Source organism: Curtobacterium sp. Csp1, assembly GCF_013347185.1.
Map to the genome: position 1 here is coordinate 1,021,876 of NZ_CP054594.1, position 13,430 is coordinate 1,035,305.

The 13,430-nt window shown below is 73.9% G+C and carries 11 protein-coding genes; 5 read left to right on the forward strand and 6 right to left on the reverse strand.

Features of this window, described 5'->3' with window-relative positions; translation table 11 throughout:
• The first annotated feature begins 22 nt into the window (after window positions 1-22).
• Complete coding sequence (locus HUN58_RS05055; protein ID WP_180224602.1) at window positions 23-4,303, forward strand: FtsK/SpoIIIE domain-containing protein; 4,281 nt, start codon at window positions 23-25, stop codon at window positions 4,301-4,303.
• Window positions 4,304-4,457: 154 nt separating this feature from the next.
• Here the strand turns inward: HUN58_RS05055 and HUN58_RS05060 are convergent, their stop codons facing one another.
• From HUN58_RS05060 to HUN58_RS05070, 3 genes are read right to left on the reverse strand one after another with little or no spacing between them, the layout of a single operon-like run.
• On the reverse strand, window positions 4,458-6,464 hold the full coding sequence (locus tag HUN58_RS05060) for a serine/threonine-protein kinase (RefSeq protein WP_180224603.1): 2,007 nt from the start codon (window positions 6,462-6,464) through the stop codon (window positions 4,458-4,460).
• Window positions 6,465-6,509: 45 nt separating this feature from the next.
• Window positions 6,510-7,370, reverse strand: a complete 861-nt coding sequence (mshD, locus tag HUN58_RS05065; RefSeq protein ID WP_180224604.1) for a mycothiol synthase — start codon at window positions 7,368-7,370, stop codon at window positions 6,510-6,512.
• Window positions 7,370-8,053 carry a winged helix-turn-helix domain-containing protein gene (locus HUN58_RS05070; protein ID WP_058741557.1) on the reverse strand — a complete coding sequence of 228 codons (684 nt, stop codon included), beginning with the start codon at window positions 8,051-8,053 and terminating at the stop codon, window positions 7,370-7,372. Before HUN58_RS05070 ends, mshD begins: the two co-directional genes overlap by 1 nt.
• Window positions 8,054-8,218: 165 nt before the next feature.
• On the opposite strand from HUN58_RS05070, the gene HUN58_RS05075 reads away from it, so the two are divergent.
• From HUN58_RS05075 to HUN58_RS05085, 3 genes are all read left to right on the forward strand, one after another.
• Window positions 8,219-8,500: a hypothetical protein gene (locus HUN58_RS05075; protein WP_141863002.1), complete on the forward strand. Its 282-nt coding sequence runs from the start codon at window positions 8,219-8,221 to the stop codon at window positions 8,498-8,500.
• A 136-nt stretch (window positions 8,501-8,636) separates the two neighbouring features.
• Window positions 8,637-9,239 carry an FABP family protein gene (locus HUN58_RS05080; RefSeq protein WP_058741555.1) on the forward strand — a complete coding sequence of 201 codons (603 nt, stop codon included), beginning with the start codon at window positions 8,637-8,639 and terminating at the stop codon, window positions 9,237-9,239.
• Window positions 9,239-10,303 (forward strand): folate-binding protein YgfZ, encoded by a 1,065-nt coding sequence (locus HUN58_RS05085; protein WP_180224605.1) that lies wholly within the window; start codon window positions 9,239-9,241, stop codon window positions 10,301-10,303. Before HUN58_RS05080 ends, HUN58_RS05085 begins: the two co-directional genes overlap by 1 nt.
• Window positions 10,304-10,327: 24 nt before the next feature.
• Here HUN58_RS05085 and HUN58_RS05090 read toward each other — a convergent pair whose 3' ends face one another.
• A complete protein-coding gene (locus HUN58_RS05090) occupies window positions 10,328-11,101 on the reverse strand; it encodes a class I SAM-dependent methyltransferase (RefSeq protein WP_180224606.1) in 774 nt (257 codons plus the stop codon).
• Between the two features lie 44 nt (window positions 11,102-11,145).
• Here HUN58_RS05090 and HUN58_RS05095 point away from each other — a divergent pair, with 44 nt between their 5' ends.
• The gene (locus HUN58_RS05095; protein ID WP_058741552.1) at window positions 11,146-11,892 is read left to right on the forward strand and encodes a phosphoglyceromutase; all 747 of its coding nucleotides are present in this window, start codon (window positions 11,146-11,148) and stop codon (window positions 11,890-11,892) included.
• Window positions 11,893-11,960: 68 nt separating this feature from the next.
• Here the strand turns inward: HUN58_RS05095 and HUN58_RS05100 are convergent, their stop codons facing one another.
• Window positions 11,961-12,506: an AAA family ATPase gene (locus tag HUN58_RS05100; protein WP_114849456.1), complete on the reverse strand. Its 546-nt coding sequence runs from the start codon at window positions 12,504-12,506 to the stop codon at window positions 11,961-11,963.
• A gap of 127 nt (window positions 12,507-12,633) precedes the next feature.
• Window positions 12,634-13,305: a phosphate signaling complex protein PhoU gene (gene phoU, locus HUN58_RS05105; RefSeq protein WP_058741550.1), complete on the reverse strand. Its 672-nt coding sequence runs from the start codon at window positions 13,303-13,305 to the stop codon at window positions 12,634-12,636.
• Between the last annotated feature and the right edge of the window lie 125 nt (window positions 13,306-13,430).

Here is a 13,430-nt window from a genome sequence, read left to right on the forward strand (position 1 = left end):
GACACGAACGGAGAGGCACGGCATGCGGGTGCTCATCGAGCTCGACGACCGACGTGAGACCGTCGAGGTCGACGGTTGGACGGGGACGGCCACCCTCGGCGCGCTCGTCGCCGCGACCACCGGCACCGTCCTCGACCCCGCCACCCCGCTCGCGGTCGACGGCCACCACACCAGCTCGGACACCCCGCTCCGTGACCTCGTCCTGCTCGAGGGCTCCCGGATCGCCCGCACGGCGCAGGAACGCCCGCGCACGATCGACGGCTGGAGCGTGACCCTCGCCGGAGGGCTCGACGCCGGCCTGGTCCTCGCCGTGCCGCGGAACCGGAAGCTCGTGGTGGGGCGAGCGCCGCAGGCCGACGTGGTCCTGCCGACCGAGAGCGCATCGTGGGAGCACTGCACGGTCGAGCGCGAGGGCGACGGCCTCCGGGTGCGCGACGCCGGCTCGACGAACGGGACGGTCATCGCCGGCGAACGGATCGACGACGAGGGCGTCCTGCTCACCGGTACCACGAGCGTCATCGTCGGCGGCGCCGTGCTGCTGGTCCGTCCGGAACTGCCGGAGACCACCGTGCCGCCGGCCGGATCGCTGCCGAACCTCACCCCGGCCGCGACGGCACCGTTCAACCGTCCGCCGCGTCCCGGCCGGGTCGGTGACGCCGAGACGGTGGTCCCACCGACACGGAAGGACGTCGCACCCGCGTCGAAGTTCAGCTGGATCACGGTGGCGGCACCGCTCGTCCTCGCGGGCGCGATGGTCCTGCTCCTCGGTGACGCGCGCTTCGCCCTCTTCGCCCTGCTCAGCCCCGTGACGGCGATCGGCATGTGGTTCGAGCAGAAGCACCGCCGCGCCAAGAACCTCAAGGAAGAGGAGACGCGCTTCGCTGCGGCGGTCGAGACGTTCCGCGGCGAGATCACGGCCGCTGCCGCGGTCGAGGCCGCGCGCCGGCAGGAGCTCGTCCCCGATCCGGCCACCGTGGTCCGGCGCGCCGCACTGCCCACGACCGCGCTCTGGCAGCGCCGCTCGGACGACGACGACTTCCTCAGCCTGCACGCCGGCACGGGTGACGCGCCGTGGCGACCCGAGGTCGACCAGCGCGCCGCGACCACGAAGCTCGAGGACGAGGCCAAGGCCGCGATCGCGGACAGCCGGCTCACCGCGGCGCCCGTGGTGACCGACCTGTCGGACGCCGGGGTCGTCGGGATCGTCGGCGACCGTGACGGCGCCCTCGCCCTCGCGCGCAGCCTGCTCGCCCAGGCGACCGTGCACTGCGGGCCCGCGGACCTGACCGTCGGCGTCTTCTGCGACCGCGGCCGCGAGACGGACTGGTCCTGGGCCTCCTGGCTGCCGCACACCCGCGTGGCCGGCAGCAGCACCGGGGCGCGCTGGATGTCGGCGCAGCGCGACCAGAGCGCCGCGGTCCTCCGCGGCCTGCGCGAGTCGCTCGACGAGCTGCCCACGCCGAACCTGCTCGTCGTCGTCGACTCCGAGGTCCTGACCGAGGGCCGTGACGCCCCGGCGCGCAACCTGCTCGGCCAGGGACGGACGGTCCCAGGGGTGTCACTGCGCCCGGGGGAGCGTCGGCAGCGCGTCAGCGGCATCGTCATCGCGACGAACGAGCAACAGCTCCCCGCCGCGTGCACCACGATCGTCACGGTCGCGGCGGACGCAGCCGCGACCGTGTACCGGCCGGAGGACCGCACCCGCGTCGAGGACGTCGTGCTCGCGGGGCTGTCGACGGGGACCGCCGAACGGACCGCCCGAGCCGTGGCGCACTTCGACGACCCCGAGCTCACCGTGCCCGGCGCCTCGCTGCCCGCGCTCGTCCGCCTGCCCGAGCTCCTCGCCGTGACTCAGCGCCGCGGGGCCGGCGACACCGCGTTCGACCCGTCGAGCCCCGAGGCGATCCGCGCGGCGTGGGACGCGCGGACGGGCGTCTCGACCCCGATCGGCTCGTCCGAGGGCGGCGTGCTCGAGATCGACCTCGTCCGCGACGGCCCGCACGGCCTGGTCGGCGGGACGACGGGCTCGGGCAAGAGCGAGTTCCTCCGGTCGTTCGTCGCCGGCCTCGCCGCCCGGAACGACCCGACCCGCCTGAACTTCCTGCTCGTCGACTTCAAGGGCGGCGCCGCCTTCGCCGCGTGCGAACGGCTGCCGCACACGATCGGCACCATCAGCAACCTCGACGAGCAGCTCGCCGACCGTGCCATCCGTGCGCTCGAGGCCGAGCTCGAACGACGCCAGCGGGTCTTCGCGACCGCGGGGGCCGACATCGACAACCTCGACGCCTACCTCGCCACGGGTCCGACCGAGCCGATGCCGCGGCTGCTCTTCGTGGTCGACGAGTTCGCCATGCTCGCGAAGGAGTTCCCGGACGTCCTCACGTCCCTCGTCGCGATCGCCGCGGTCGGCCGCACGCTCGGCGTGCACATGGTGCTCGCGACGCAGCGTCCCGCCGGTGTCGTGAGCGAGGACATCCTGGCGAACACGAACCTCCGCGTCGCCCTGCGCGTGCAGAGCCGCGAGGACTCGACGAACGTGATCGGCGTCCCGGCCGCATCGGCGATCGGCCGCCAGCAGACCGGTCGCGCCTTCGTGAAGCTCGGGCAGGACGACATCACGCCGGTGCAGACGGCACTGGTGACCGGCCGCGCCCGCGACCAGCGCGAGGACCAGCCGGTGACGGCGCGCCCGACCGACGTGTTCGGGGTCCCGGCGCCGATGCCCACGCCGGCACCGAGTGCGTCGGACGAGACCGACCTCGACGTCCTCATCGACGCGATCCGGCGCGCGAACGACGCCGCCGGGTACGCGCCGCCCCGCCCGATCTGGCCCGAGGCACTCGGCGACCGCGTCGACCTCGACACGCTGCCCATCAGCACCGCGACCACCCGACCCGAGCGGCAGGTCGTCGTCGCCCTCGCCGACGACCCCGACCACCAGCGCCAGGTCCCCGCCGGCTGGGACCTCGACGAGGGCAACCTCATGCTCATGGGCATCCCCGGCAGCGGCACGAGCACGGCCCTCGCGAGCCTCGCCCTGCGCCTCGCCGCCACCCACGACCCCGCCGACCTCGACCTCCTCGTCCTCGACATGGGCGCCGGTGACCTCGCGCCCCTCGCGCGGCTGCCGCACACCACCGCGTACGTCGGCTCCGGTCCGGGCGCCGGGGAGCTGCAGGCGCGGTTCCTCCGCCACCTCCGCGCGGACCTCGAGCGCCGACGGGCCGCCCCCGGTGGTCGGCGAGCGGTCGTGCTCATCGACGGCCTCGCCGCCCTCCGCGACGAGTACCAGGACTTCGAGGGGCAGCTGCTCCTCGACGCACTGCACCGCGTCTACGCCGAGGGCCCCGCGCTCGGCATCTCGTTCGCCGTGTCGACGACCCGCGCCAAGGCGGTGCCGTCAGCGATGGACGAGGTCACTACCCAGAAGTGGCTGTTCCGCCTCGCGGACCCGTACGACTACTCCTCGATCGGCGTCCGCCCGAAGGACGTCCCGCCACCCGTGCCCGGTCGCTTCATCGACTCGACGATGCGCCTGCAGAGCCACGTCGCGACGCCGACCGTGCCGCTCGACCGGGCCGTCGCCGACGTCGCCGCCGCGTGGCCGGACGCGCCCACCAAGACCAGCGCCGTCGGACGACTGCCGGACGCCGTCCGTGTGGGTGACCTCGCCGAACCGGCCCGGTTCGACGCCGAGCCCTGGCGCCTCCCCGTCGGCATCGCCGAGGACGACCTCGGCACCGCCGTCCTCGAGGTCTACGACGGCGAGCACGTCCTCGTCGCCGGCCCCGCGCGGTCCGGCAAGTCGACGGTGCTCCTCGCCCTCGCCGACCTCGCCCGCTCCGCCGAGGGTGTCCGTCCCGCCGTGTGGGGGATCTGCGACCGTCGGTCACCCCTCGCCGAGGCCCCGCTCGACCGCGTCGCCGTCGGCGTGGACGAGGTGCCCGCACTCCTCGCCGGAGTCCGCCTCGAACGCGGGCCGGTCCTGCTCCTCGTCGACGACGCCGAACGGTTCGAGGACGCGGACCAGGGCATCGCGGCGCTGCTCACGTCGGAACGACCGGGCCTCTGCGTCGTCGCGGCCGGCCGCTCGGTGGACCTCCGCTCGCTCTACAGCCACTGGACGCGGCAGGTCCGCAAGAGCCGCTGCGGGGTCCTGCTGCAGCCCGACGTCGACTACGACGGCGAGCTCCTCGGCATCACCCTGCCCCGGCGCGCACCCGTCGCGCTCAGCGCCGGTCGCGGCTACGCCGCGTCGGGCGGGTCGGTCCGCCTCGTGCAGACCGCGTCCTCCGGCGCCTGACCGACCCGGCCCACCGCCGGACGGGAGGCACGGTGCGAGCCCGCCGCGCGCCTCCAGTACCGGGGAGCCACCGCCGGACGGGAGGCGCGGCGCCAGCCCGCCACGCACCTCCCGTCCCAGGGGCCAGGCGCGCCGGGCGATCGAACGCGACGGATCAGTCCCGCGTGGTGATCCCGAACGGCGCGCTCTCGAGGTTCGTGAAGTTCCCCACCGTGGCCCGCACCGTGCACGACGGCGCGACCGACAGCGCCGTCACGACCAGTCCGTCCGACGACACCGCGAGCGCCCCCGAGCACCCGTCGGCGAACCGCACACCCGACTCGCCGCCGGCGACGTCGGTCAGCATCTGCGACGGGCTCCCGGTCGCCGGACTGCGGTAGAGCGGGTTGAGGTCGTCGGCGCCGCTCGGCCACACCGGCACCAGCGTCACCGGGAGCGTGGTCTGGCTGACCGTGCGGTCGGGCGTGCGGACCTCGACGCCCTGCAGCCGCTGCACCGGGTACGCGGTCCCCGTGACCCCGCGGTCGGTCACCGCGGCCGTGGTCGCACTGCCGGCGGCGTCGAGCCACTCCTGCAGCGCCGCCTGGTCGCGGACGGTGGCGAGCCGGACACTGGCCTGCACGGTGAGGTCCTGGCCGGCGGGGACCTCGACGTCGTCGAGCGCCCACGAGCACGGGGTGCCGACGCCGGTCAGCGACGGCTGGTTGCGCGCCGCGGAGACGCCCTCGCCGGTCCACGTCACCGCGGGGCACGATGCCTTCGCGTTGGCGCCGGGCACCACCTCGAGCAGGGGCCCGCGGAGCGCCACGGACTGCGCGGCGTAGGTGATCGACAGGGTGACCGTGCCGCGCTCCGGGTCGATCGTCGCCTTGCGGGTCGTGGTCAGCCCGGTCGGCAGCGGCCGGTCCTGCTGGTACGCGCTGCCCGCTTGCGCGGTGGCGGCGGGCGTCGAGGAGCCCCGACCTGCCAGCGCCCCGGGGAGCCACACGACCCCGCCCACGACGAGCGCGGCGACGAGGACCACACCGAGGGCACCGAGCGCCGCCATCCGGTTCGTCAGCCAGTCCGGGCGCTGCCAGCGGCTCCGCGGCGGTGCCTCGGGTTCGCGGACGACGGGCAACGGCTGCCGGGCGAGCGGGCGGATGACGGTCTGGGAGCCGGCCGGGCCGAGCTCCGGCGCGGGGGAGGCGTCCTCGACCGCCGGGGCCTCTTCCGCCGCCGTGTCCGGTCGGACGCCGCGGACGACGGTCGCGGGCCGCTCGATCTCTTTGAAGGACTCCGGGTCAGCGGCCGGGGCGAGTGCCGGGGCCTCCGCCAGCGATCGCGCGAGCCGGCGGAGCGTCGCGGCGGCGTCGGCCGCGGCCGGGCGGGCGCCGGGGTCCTTCGCGAGCAGCGTCGTGAGCGCGGTCCAGAGTGCGTCCGGGACGTCGATGCGGGGCGGGTCCGACGTGACGTGTCGGTAGGCGACGGCGAAGTCGGTGCCGGGGCCGGCGAATGGCGTGCGGCCGGCGAGGAGCTCGTAGAGCATCACCCCGGCGCCGTACACGTCGGCCGCCGGACCCGCGCGGCCCTGGCTGATCGACTCAGGTGCCATGTACTGCGGCGTGCCGAGGAGCCCGGTGGTCGTGCGTTCGCGGTCCGCCACGACCGAGGCGATGCCGAAGTCCGACACCCGGACGTCGCCCGTCGCACCCGCGGTCCACGCCGTCGCGAGGAGCAGGTTGTCGGGCTTCACGTCCCGGTGCGTGACGTCCTGCCCATGTGCCGCAGCGAGGGCGTCGAGCGACTCCGCCGTGATGGTCAGCGCGTCGCGGGGCGGCAGCGTGCCGGACGCCCGGAGCAGGTCCCGCGCGGAGCCGCCGTCGACCAGGTCCATGACGATCGCGAGCCGGTCGCCCTCGACCACGAGGTCCCGGACGCGCACGATCGAGGGGTGCTGCAGCCCGAGCAGCACGGTGCGCTCCCGCACGAAGCGTTCGACGATCGCCGGGTCCGCGGCGAGCTCGGCGCGCAGCAGCTTCGCGGCGACGTGCTCGCCCGAGGCGGTGTGCTCGGCACGCCAGACCTCGCCGGTGGCACCCGTGCCGAGCAGGTCGACGAGTCGGTACGAGGCGCCGAGCGGCTCTCCGCGGCCGTACTGTGCCTGGCCCTGCTCCGCCACGATCCCCCCGAGTGCCCCGGTCGACCCCTCGCCGACCGCGCCATGTTACCGGCCGGGACCCGCCGCGTACTGGACGTCGACCGCGTGCTGTGCGAAACCCGACCGTCGGTAGAGCGCGAGTGCCGGCTCGTTGTCGCCCTCGACGTAGAGCGCCGCCGCGGACAGTCCCCGCCCGGTCAGGTGCGAGGCACCGGCGCGCATGAGCACGCCCCCGATCCCGCGACCCTGCTGGTCGGGACGGACGGCCACGGCGTAGAACTCGCCGAGGTCGCCCTCGACCTTGAGCCAGCACGACCCGACGAGCTCGCCGGCGTCGTCGCGCAGGAGCAGCAGGTCGTCGCCGGAGAACCACGGCTCGGCCTCGCGGGCACGGAGGTCGTCGAGCGTCATCCGCCCCTGTTCCGGGTGGTGGGCGAACGCGGCGGCGTTCAGGGCGAGCCAGGCGGACTCGTCCTCGGGGTCCCCGGCACGGAACGCCTCGAGTGTCCAGCCCGTCGGGACCCGGGGGTCGACGGGGCCGTCGGCGATCGGCGCCCGCAGCTGCAGGAGCGTCCGGACGGCGGTCCACCCGTGCCGTCGGGCGAGTGCCCGGGCAGCGGGGTGGTCCCCGTGCGCCCACGCGAGCCGCGGGACACCGGCCCCGGACGCGCCGCCGGCCTCGCCGGCGGCACCGGCGTCACCGGGCGCGAGCACCTGCGCGACCAGGGCCGACCCGATCCCGCGACCACGGGCCTCCCGTGCGACCACGAGCTCCAGCTCGCCGTCACGGACCACGGCGACCCCGCGCTCGTCCCCCACGACGTGCGCGCGCCCCGCGCGCACGTCGACGAGCGTCTGGTCGGAGAAGGGCGGGGCCTCACCGGCGGCGGCGGACGCCGCGGCCAGGAGCTCGACGACCGCGAGCACTACTGCCCCGCCAGCCGGTCCGCCTCGTCGTCGTAGACGTTGAAGCGGTAGCCGACGTTCCGGACCGTGCCGATCAGGGACTCGAGGTCCCCGAGCTTCGCGCGGAGTCGCCGGACGTGGACGTCGACCGTGCGGGTGCCGCCGAAGTAGTCGTAGCCCCAGACCTCGCTGAGCAGCTGCTCGCGGGTGAACACGCGGGAGGGGTGCGTGGCGAAGAAGCGGAGGAGCTCGAACTCCTTGAAGGTCAGGTCGAGCGGCCGGCCCCGGACCTTGGCGGAGTAGCTCGCCTCGTCGATGACGACGCCGGAGGCCTGGATCTTCGAGCCCGTCTGGGTCTTGGCGGCGCGCCCTGTGGTGAGCCGGATGCGGGCGTCGACCTCGGCCGGTCCCGCGGTCTCGAGCACGACGTCGTCGACGTTCCACTCGTTGTTCACGGCGGTCAGGCCGCCCTCGGTCACGACGAGCACGATCGGCGTCGTCGACCCGCTCGTGGCGAGGATCTTGCACAGGGCCTTCGCGCTGACCAGGTCGGTGCGGGCGTCCACGAACATCAGGTCGCTCTGCGGGGCGTTGACCAGCTGCGCCGCCTCGGCGGGCACGTGGCGGATCCGGTGGCTCAGGAGACCGAGACTCGGCAGGACGTCGCCGGGCGCGGCTGAGGTGAGTACCAGGAGCTGGGCCACAGGACCTCCAGGGCGTGGGGGAGTCGTGCACACATCCTAGTGATGCTCGCGAAGCCGGCCCCCGTCCGGCCGGACGGCGACGCCGCGCCGTGCAACGAAGCCGGCCCCCGTCCGGCCGGACGGCGACCGGACCTCGGACACCGTGCGCCTGCCATGATGGTCCGCGTGAGCGAGACGGACCAGCCCCTCGACCAGCGTCGCCTGCGTCTGACCTCCGTGCTGCCCGTCTGGCTGCTCGCCGTCGTCGGCGCCGTGCTCGTCCTGACGCTCACGCAGAAGGACTCCTTCGCGTGGCTGCTCCTCGTGTTCGTGCTGTGCGTGCTCGTCAGCTTCGTGCTGCAGCTCATCACCGCGACGAAGGACGGCCTGGTCGAGCGGATCAGCATCGCCTCCTCGGGGGCGTTCGTCGTCGTGCTCGTCACCGCCGTGGTGCTCCTGGCGCGCTGAGGTCCACCGCGTAGACTCGCGGCATGGATTCGCTGCTTGCGCTCGAGCTGTTCTACGTGGGGCTCCTCGGCCTCGCGTCGCTCGCGATCGCGTTCATCTCGGTCGTCGTCGTCGTGAAGCTGTTCAAGGGTCAGCGTTGATCGAACTGCCGGAGGGCCTGGCGCCCGAACTCGTCCCGCTGTCGTGGCTCGTGGGCGTCTGGGAGGGCACCGGCGTCGTCGAGTACCCCGTGGGCGACGAGGACGAGCCCCGGAAGTACGAGTTCGGCCAGCGCGTGAGCTTCAGCCACGACGGCCTGCCGTACCTCAACTACTCCTCCACGACGTGGCTGCTCGACGACGAGCACACGCCGCTCGCCGCGGAGATGGGCTACTGGCGGATCGATCGGCCGAACGAACCCGGCGACCGCGGTCCCGCGATGCTCATGGGTGACGGGCCGACCCCGTTCAGCACGGTGGAGAGCGTCGAGACGCTCCGCAACACCACCGACGGCTTCGACGTGGAAGCCGCGATCATCCACCCGACGGGCGTCAACGAGCTCTACGTCGGACGCGTCAAGAAGGGCCGCATCGACCTGGCGACGGACGCCGTGATGCGCTCGCCGAACGCGAAGGACTACTCCGCGGCCACCCGGCTGTACGGCTTGGTCGAGGGCAAGCTGTTCTGGGCCTGGGACATCGCCGCGCTCGGGCAGCAGCTCACGTCGCACGCCTCGGGGCAGCTCGCGAAGGTCGACTGATGGCCGTCTTCGCCGAGCGACCCGGCTTCGTCGCGTCCGACGCCGGTCCCGCCGCGCACTTCGGCAACCCCACGGGCGAGCAGCGTGCGCTCGCCGCGGGCCGTGCCGTGGTCGAGCTCGGCCTCGGCATCGTCACGGTGACCGGGCCGGACCGGCTGACCTGGCTCAACTCGATCACGTCGCAGCTGATCACCGGGCTCGCGCCCGGCACGTCCACCGAGACGCTCGTGCTCGACCAGTCCGGTCGCGTCGAGCACGCCGCGCGGGTCGTCGACGACGGCGGGACGACGTGGCTCCTCACCGAGCCGGCCGACGCCGCACCGCTGGCAGCCTGGCTCGACAGCATGCGGTTCATGCTCCGCGTCGAGGTCGCGGACCGCTCCGCCGACCTCGTCACGCTGGGCCGCTTCGCGGGGTCGGCGGTCGCCGACCCGGTGGTCGAGTGGGTCGACCCGTGGGCGTCCGTCACGCCCGGTGGGTGGGGCTACGCCGCACTGGAGGCACACCCCGCCTCCGACTGGACCCTCCGCATCGACGTGGTCACCTCCGAGGCCGCTGCCGACACGGCCGCGTCCGACGTCCCCGCCGCGGGGCTCCTCGCGCTCGAGGCCCTGCGCATCGCCGCCTGGCGTCCCTCGCTCTCCGACGTCGACGAGCGGACGATCCCGCACGAGCTCGACTGGCTCCGCTCCGCCGTCCACCTGTCGAAGGGCTGCTACCGCGGGCAGGAGACGGTCGCCAAGGTCCACAACCTCGGGCACCCGCCGCGCCGCGTCGTGATGCTGCACCTCGACGGGTCGGACGGTGTGCTCCCCGCGCCCGGCACCCCCGTGGTGTCCGACGGGAAGGACGTCGGCCGGCTCACCGCGGCGGCGCTGCACCACGAGCTCGGGCCGATCGGGCTCGCGGTCGTCAAGCGCTCCCTGGACCCGGCGGCGACGCTCGAGCTCACGGTCGACGACGTGGTCGTGACGGCCGCGCAGGAGACCATCGTCCCGCCCGAGGCAGGCGCGACGGCGAACGTGCCGCGCCTGCCCCGGCTCGGAGCCGTCCGGCGCGGCTGAGCGGCGGCGGCCTGCGGCCCGGGCTCAGGCAGGGGCGACGGCCGACCAGGGGACGCTGAGCTCGCCGAGGCGCCACCGGGTCACCCCGTGCAGCACCGGCCAGCCCCGGTCGCGCACGCCCTGCACCGTGGCGATCCACCGCTGGCGGGGACCGTACGTGCCGAGCGGCGCGGCCACCGCCCACGCGCGGTCGAGGTCGAGCAGGAACGCGTGCACCCGCTCCCCGGGGACGTTCCGGTGGATGAGTGCCTTCGGCAGCCGTTCGGCGACGATGCTCGGCACCTCGAGGCCGGCGACCCGCAACGACACCGTGAAGGTGTGCGGCGCGTGCTCGTCGAGGGCGACCCACGACGCGACCCGCCCGACCTCGTTGCAGGTGCCCTCGACGAGCGCCCCGCCCGGCTGCAGGCGGTCCTGCATGATCCGCCACGAGTCGACGACGGCCGACTCGTCGTACTGCCGCAGGACGTTGAACGCCCGGATCACTGCCGGGCGGCGGTCTCCCGGCGTCGGGGTCTCGAACCCGCCGAGCCGGAAGGTCACCCCGTCGCGGGTGCCGGCGTTCGCCAGGGCCACGCGTGCGGGCTCGATCTCGATGCCGGTGACCTCGACGTCCGGACGGACCCGGGCCAGTCGGTCGCGGAGCTCGAGCGTCGTGGTCGGCCGGGCGCCGTACCCGACGTCGGCCACGAGCGGGTCGTCCGTCCGCCGTAGCACCGGGAGCGACGCGATCCACCGGTCGACCCGGCGGAGCCGGTTGTACCCGGTGGTGCCGCGCGTGACGTTCCCGATGGGCATGGGACCAGGCTACGGGGCCGACGCCGCTCGGTAGACTCGGGCGCATGACCTCCACGCTCGTCCTGCTCCGTCACGGCAACAGTGACTGGAACCAGAAGAACCTGTTCACCGGTTGGGTCGACGTCCGGCTCAGCGAGCTGGGCGAGAAGGAGGCGAAGCGCGCCGGCGAGCTCATCGCCGGGTCCGGCATCGTGCCGGACGTCCTGTACACGTCGCTCCTGACCCGTGCGATCCAGACCGCCGACATCGCCCTGCTCGAGGCCGACCTCGCGTGGCTGCCGGTCAAGCGCGACTGGCGCCTCAACGAGCGGCACTACGGCGACCTGCAGGGCAAGGACAAGGCGCAGACGCTCGAGCAGTACGGCGAGCAGCAGTTCATGGAGTGGCGCCGCTCGTTCGACGTGCCGCCGCCCCCGATCGCCGACGACGCCGAGTGGTCGCAGGCCGGCGACCGCCGCTACGCCGACCTCGGCGACCAGCTGCCCCGGACCGAGTCGCTCAAGCTCGTGATCGACCGCCTGCTGCCGTACTGGGAGTCCGACATCACGAAGGACCTCGGCGCGGGCAAGACCGTCCTCGTCACGGCCCACGGCAACTCGCTGCGGGCGCTCGTGAAGCACCTCGACGGCATCTCCGACGACGACATCGCCGGCCTGAACATCCCGACGGGCATCCCGCTCGTGTACGAGCTCGACGACGACTTCCGTCCGACGAAGCCCTCGTACTACCTGGACCCCGAGGCCGCCGCAGCCGGCGCCGCCGCGGTCGCCGCCCAGGGCGCCAAGAAGTAGACAGCCGCACGCAGGACGCCCCGCCGGTCACCGGCGGGGCGTTCGTCGTCCGCGACGGACCGAGCGGGTCAGACGAAGTGCGACGCGATCTCCTGCACGAGTGCCCCGACGTCGTACGGGTGCGCGGTGTCCACCCGGACGACGGGCACCCCGGGCAGCGCGACCGGACCGGCGTCGCCGTGCTCGTCCCAGAACGCCAGGACGTCGGCGAGGTCGCCGTGCACCTCGTGGCGCACCGGCAGGGTTCCCGGGTCGTACCGGTCGCGCAGCCGGACCTCGGCGGTGGCCCGGTCGACGTCGCACCACACCTCGACGGCGCGCGGTGACGCGGCGGCGGCGAGTCCCGCCTCCAGGCGGTCCCGGTCACGCGACGGCAGCCAGACGGCGTCGAGGACGACCCCGTTCTCGACGGCCCGCGCCATGGACCACATCGTGTCCATCGCGATCCCGCCGAGCGGACGCGAGGCGATCATCGGGCCGACGATGTCCGCGAGCGGCTCCTTGATCCGGTCCTTCGACAGGAAGGGACAGCCGAGCACCTCGGCGAGGGCCGCCCCCACCGTGCTCTTGCCCGAACCGGGCATCCCGTTGACGACGATCGCGACCTGAGCCATGCCACGATCCTCCCGTCCCCCTGCGCAGAGCGCAAAACGCAACAGGGGCGGTTCCTCGCAGCGGTATGGCGCTGCGAGGAACCGCCGACGTTGCGTCTTGCGGATGCGACGCGACGGGAGCGGTGGGTCAGGCGGGGGAGGCCGTCACCGACGCGGCGCCGGCCCAGTCGCCCGTCGCCAGGTACTCCACCTTCTTCGCGATCGACACCGCGTGGTCCGCGAAGCGCTCGTGGTAGCGCGAGGCGAGCGTGGCGTCCACCGTGTCGATCGGGTTGCCCTTCCAGGTCTCGCCGAGCACGAAGTCGAAGACGCTGGCGTGCAGCTCGTCGACCTGGTCGTCCTCGTCGCGGATCTCGGCGGAGAGCGCGATGTCCTCGGTGGCGAGCAGGCGGGTGAGCTTCTGCGCCATCGCGACGTCGTGCGCGCCCATCTTCTTGAAGGTGGGGCGCAGGCCCTTCGGCACGACCTTCTCCGGGAAGCGCTGGCGGGCGAGCTGGGCGATGTGCTCGGCCATGTCGCCCATGCGCTCGAGCGACGAGCTGACGCGCAGCGCGGTCACGACGACGCGCAGGTCGCGGGCGACGGGGGCCTGGCGGGCGAGGATGTCGATGGCGACCTCGTCGAGGGCGTTCGCGGCGGCGTCGATCTTGGCGTCGTCGGCGATCACCTCCTCCGCGAGGGCGACGTCGGAGTCGCTGAACGCCTGCGTCGCGCGGGTGATCGCGGACTCGACGAGCCCGGCGATCTCGGTCAGACGCTCTTGGACGTCCTGGAGCTCCTGCTGGAAGACTTCGCGCATGGGGGATGTGCCTCTCTGATGCGTACCGGTCGAGTGTCGTCAGGGCAGGTGAACGAACGGTGACCTGCGGCTGAACACCTCGCGCAGCGGACCCGGAAACACCGTCGCCGGGGGTGAACGGCGTC

Bases quoted from the DNA above. Each gene is read 5' to 3' on its own strand.
- HUN58_RS05055 (WP_180224602.1), top strand. From the start codon at position 23: ATGCGGGTGCTCATCGAGCTCGACGACCGACGTGAGACCGTCGAGGTC.
- HUN58_RS05085 (WP_180224605.1), top strand. From the start codon at position 9,239: ATGGCCGTCTTCGCCGAGCGACCCGGCTTCGTCGCGTCCGACGCCGGT.
- HUN58_RS05090 (WP_180224606.1), bottom strand. From the start codon at position 11,101: ATGCCCATCGGGAACGTCACGCGCGGCACCACCGGGTACAACCGGCTC.
- HUN58_RS05095 (WP_058741552.1), top strand. From the start codon at position 11,146: ATGACCTCCACGCTCGTCCTGCTCCGTCACGGCAACAGTGACTGGAAC.
- HUN58_RS05100 (WP_114849456.1), bottom strand. From the start codon at position 12,506: ATGGCTCAGGTCGCGATCGTCGTCAACGGGATGCCCGGTTCGGGCAAG.
- phoU (WP_058741550.1), bottom strand. From the start codon at position 13,305: ATGCGCGAAGTCTTCCAGCAGGAGCTCCAGGACGTCCAAGAGCGTCTG.